At 67.5% G+C, this 4,270-nt stretch carries 3 protein-coding genes; 2 read left to right on the top strand and 1 reads right to left on the bottom strand.

From position 1 onward, the window contains the following. The coding region (locus CCN51_RS43695) for a YlbL family protein (RefSeq protein WP_143676087.1) at positions 1 to 650 on the top strand (650 nt) is incomplete at its 5' end. Between the two features lie 113 nt (positions 651 to 763). Here CCN51_RS43695 and CCN51_RS43690 read toward each other — a convergent pair. Then, positions 764 to 1,330, bottom strand: coding sequence for a PPA1309 family protein (locus CCN51_RS43690; RefSeq protein ID WP_014176617.1), 567 nt, complete (start codon positions 1,328 to 1,330; stop codon positions 764 to 766). Positions 1,331 to 1,463: 133 nt separating this feature from the next. Here CCN51_RS43690 and CCN51_RS43685 point away from each other — a divergent pair. Continuing rightward, on the top strand, positions 1,464 to 4,270 hold a 2,807-nt coding region (locus CCN51_RS43685), incomplete at its 3' end, for a UPF0182 family membrane protein (protein WP_107426224.1).

The following is a 4,270-nucleotide window of genomic DNA, read 5'->3' as shown; positions in this document are numbered from 1 at the left end:
TACAGCGGGACAAGCCGGCCCAGGGCCGGCTGCACGCGGGCGATGTGATCAAGGAGGTGGACGGCTCGGCGGTGCGCGCCCCGGAGGACGTCGCCAAGCTGATCACCAAGCACAAGCCCGGTGAGAAGGTGACCTTCTCGATCATCCCGGCCAAGGACGCGGCTGCCGCGGAGAAGAAGAACCAGGAGGCCACGGCCCGGAAGTCGGTCACCGTCACCACCGAGAAGGCGGAGGACGGCCGGGCGATCGTCGGCATCCAGGCCGGGGTCGACTACACCTTCCCGCTGAAGATCGACATCAAGCTGGCCGATGTGGGCGGGCCGAGCGCCGGGCTGATGTTCGCGCTGGGGATCGTGGACAAGCTGTCGACGGGCGATCTGACCGGCGGGAAGTTCATCGCCGGCACGGGCACCATCGACGAAAAGGGCACCGTCGGCCCGATCGGCGGGATCCAGATGAAGACGATCGGTGCGCGGGACGCGGGCGCTGAGTACTTCCTCACGCCCCAGGAGAACTGCGCGGCGGCGGCGTCGGACAAGCCCGACGGCCTCACGCTGGTCAAGGTGCACACCCTCAAGGGGGCGGTGAAGGCCCTGAAGCAGATCCGCGAGGGGGACACCGCCGCGCTGCCCAAGTGCACCAAGAGCTGAACCGAGCGGAGAGCTGAACCGCACCGAGAGCTGAGCGTCGGCCCCCGCCCCGGCCACCCCGCGGAGGCGGGCCGGGGGCCCGCCCCACAACGGTCACCCGGCAGACACAACCATCACTCGGCGAAGGTGGCGGACAGCGCCTCGGCCAGCCCCGGCACCAGGCCGGCGCCGGTGAGCACCTCGGTGGGCGAGTCCTTCTCGCGCAGCCGTACCGCCGCCTCGCGCCCCCCGTCCCGCAGCACCGCGACCGTCATACGGACCTCCTGGCGCTCCGGGTGCCTGGCGACCCATGCCGTCAGCTGCTTCTCGTTCAGGCCCTCGGGCATGGAGCCCTCGGCGGACGGCGGCAGCATCAGCCGCTCGACGGTCAGCGCGCAGCCGGCCACCGCGTCGGGCCAGGCGATGGTGGCCAGGAACTCGTCCAGGGGGGTGTTGGCGGGCAGCTCGTCCTGCTCGATGGGGGTGAGCGAGGAGGCGGGGGCGTCTTCGGTCTCCTCGTCGAGCCCGAGCTGGGCGGCGAGGCCCGGCTCCTGGGTGCGCAGCCGCGCGGTGTTGACGAGGGCGAAGAGGCGGGCCGGGCGGTCCCAGCCGAGCCCGGCGGCGTACTCGTCGATTTCGAGGACGGCACGGGTCAGCGGATTGGCGGACAGCGGCCCGGAGGCGGGGGGAACGTTCGACATGGGTCATATCGTGCCCTGATCGGACCCGGAAACGGGAACTGAGTAAAGCCTGAGTAAGTTGCTCCATTGGGTCCTACTGCCCGGACCCGCTCAGTCGACAGCGAACTTCGAGGTGCGCACCTTGGCTTTCCAGATGCCGGACCGCGGCGGAGGCCCGACAGGGCCGCGGATCAGAGTCGGCCGACCGTCCCGGCGAGTCCGGACCCTGCTCATGACCCTGGGTGTGCTGGCCGTGCTGGCCATGCTCTTCGTCATGTTCGCGGGGTATTGGACCGACTGGCTCTGGTATCGCTCGGTCCATTACTCCTCGGTCTTCACCACCACCCTGTGGACCAAGATCGGGCTGTTCTTCGTCTTCGGCTTCCTGATGGCCCTGGCCGTCGGGATCAACATCTGGCTGGCGCACCGGCTGAGGCCGCCGCTGAGCGCGATGTCGCTGGAGCAGCAGAGCCTGGACCGCTACCGCATGGGTATCGCCCCCTACAAGAAGTGGGTGCTGCTGGCGGTCACCGTGCTGGTCGGGCTGATCGCGGGTGCGTCCGCGTCCGGTCAGTGGCGGACCTGGCTGCTGTGGGTCAACGGTGTGCCGTTCCACCAGTACGATCCGCAGTTCCACAAGGACGTGTCGTTCTACGCCTTCGATCTGCCCTGGTACCGCTTCCTGCTGAGCTTCGGCTTCGCGGCGACGGTGCTCTCGCTGGTCGCGGCCGCGCTGGTGCACTACCTCTACGGGGGGCTGCGCGTCACCAGCCCGGGTGCCCGCGCGACGGGCGCGGCCACCGGCCATCTGTCGGTGCTGCTGGGCATTTTCGTCTCTCTCAAGGCCGTGGCGTACTGGCTCGACCGGTACGGCCTGGCGGTGAAGTCGAGCGACTTCAAGGCGACGAGCAACTGGACGGGCCTGCGCTATGTGGACGCCCACGCCTATTTGCCCGCGAAGACGATCCTCTTCTGCATCGCGGCGATCTGCGCGGTGCTTTTCTTCGCGACGCTGTGGCGGCGCACCTGGCAGCTGCCGGTCATCGGCTTCGGCCTGATGGTGCTGTCGGCGATCCTGATCGGCGGGCTCTACCCGGCGATCGTGCAGAAGTTCCAGGTCCAGCCCAACGAGCAGGCCAAGGAAGCGCCGTACATCGAGAAGAACATCGAGGCCACGCGCAAGGCGTACGGCCTCGACGACTCCGAGGTGTCGCCCTACGAGGGCGAGGCGTCCAAGAACGCGGACCGCAAGCAGCTGCGTGCCGAGGCCGACAACACGGCGAGCCTGCGGCTGCTCGACCCGAATGTGGTCTCGCCGACCTTCCAGCAGCTCCAGAAGGTCAAGGACTACTACAGCTTCCCCCACACCTTGGACGTGGACCGCTACAAGACCCCGGACGGCAAGGAGCAGGACACCGTCATCGGTCTGCGCGAGCTGAACGCGAGCGGCATCCCCGAGCACAACTGGATCAACGACCACTTCAAGTACACCCATGGGTACGGCGCGGTCGCGGCCAAGGGCACCACGACGTCCACGACACGGCGCGGCGCCCCGGACTTCATCGAGGACGACCTGCCCGCCAGGGGCCAGCTCCCGGAGTACGAGCAGCGGATCTACTACGGCGAGAAGACCACCCAGTACTCGATCGTCGGCGGTCCGCAGAAGGAGCTGGACTACTCCAGCCGCGATGGTGAGAAGACCTACCGGTACCAGGGCGACAGCGGCGTCAAGCTGTCCAACCCGATCACCCGTGCCGCGTACGCGCTGACCTTCAGCGAGCCCCAGATCCTCTACTCCGGGGCCATAGGGGACGGTTCGCGGATCCTCTACAACCGCACGCCCAAGGAGCGCGTCGAGGCGGTCGCCCCGTGGCTGACCATCGACGGCGACGCCTATCCGGCGGTGGTCGACGGCCGGATCAAGTGGATAGTCGACGCCTACACGACGACGGACGGCTATCCGTACGCGTCCCGTACGACGTTGGGCGACACGACCGCGGACTCGCTCAACGACACCGACGGCGAGCGGTCGGTCGTCGCCCAGCAGAACAACGTCAACTACATCCGGAACTCGGTCAAGGCGACCGTCGACGCCTACGACGGCAAGGTCACGCTGTACGAGTGGGACACCAAGGACCCGGTGCTGAAGACCTGGAAGAAGGCGTTTCCGGGGACGGTCAAGCCGAAGAGCGCGATCAGCGACAGCCTGATGGAGCATCTGCGCTATCCGCAGGACCTGTTCAAGGTGCAGCGCGAGCTGCTCACCCGCTACCACGTCACCAACCCGGTGACGTTCTACAGCGGCAGTGAGGTGTGGCAGGTGCCGGACGACCCGACCAACAAGGGCAACTCGGTGCCGCCGTACTACCTGAGCATGAAGATGCCGGACCAGAAGAAGCAGACCTTCTCGCTGACGACGACGCTCACGCCCAAGGGCCGGGACAACCTCGGCGCGTTCGTGGCGGTGGACGCGGACTCGGAGAGCGACAGCTACGGCAAGATCAGAATCCTGAAGCTGCCGTCCGATACCGGTGTGCCAGGTCCACAGTTGGTGCAGGCCAACTTCAACTCCGATGACAAGATCGCCAATACGCTCAACATCCTCAAGAGAGGCGATTCGGAGATCGAGTACGGCAATCTGCTGACGGTCCCGCTCGGGGGCGGCCTGCTGTACGTGGAGCCGGTCTATCTGCGCGGCGCCAGTACCGACCTTCCGCTGCTGCGGCAGGTGCTGGTCAGCTACGGGAACAAGACCGCCCTCGAGAGCTCGCTCAGCAAGGCGCTGGACGTGGTCTTCGGTCAGAGCGAACCATCGGACTCCACGGACGACGGCCAGGACAACGGCGGCGGTGGCGGGGGCGGTGGCGGCGGCGGCGACGACACGACCAAGCCACCGACCGGTGACGCCACGGTCGCGGAGGCCCTGAAGGACGCTGCGAAGGCCTATCAGGACGCCCAGGA

This window comes from Streptomyces milbemycinicus, from assembly GCF_002154605.1.
GTDB classification, from domain to species: Bacteria; Actinomycetota; Actinomycetes; order Streptomycetales; family Streptomycetaceae; genus Streptomyces; species Streptomyces milbemycinicus.
Note: the sequence above shows the minus strand (reverse complement) of the source record. Positions and strands in the feature narration are given on the sequence as shown.

Bases quoted from the DNA above. Each gene is read 5' to 3' on its own strand.
- CCN51_RS43690 (WP_014176617.1), bottom strand. From the start codon at position 1,330: ATGTCGAACGTTCCCCCCGCCTCCGGGCCGCTGTCCGCCAATCCGCTG.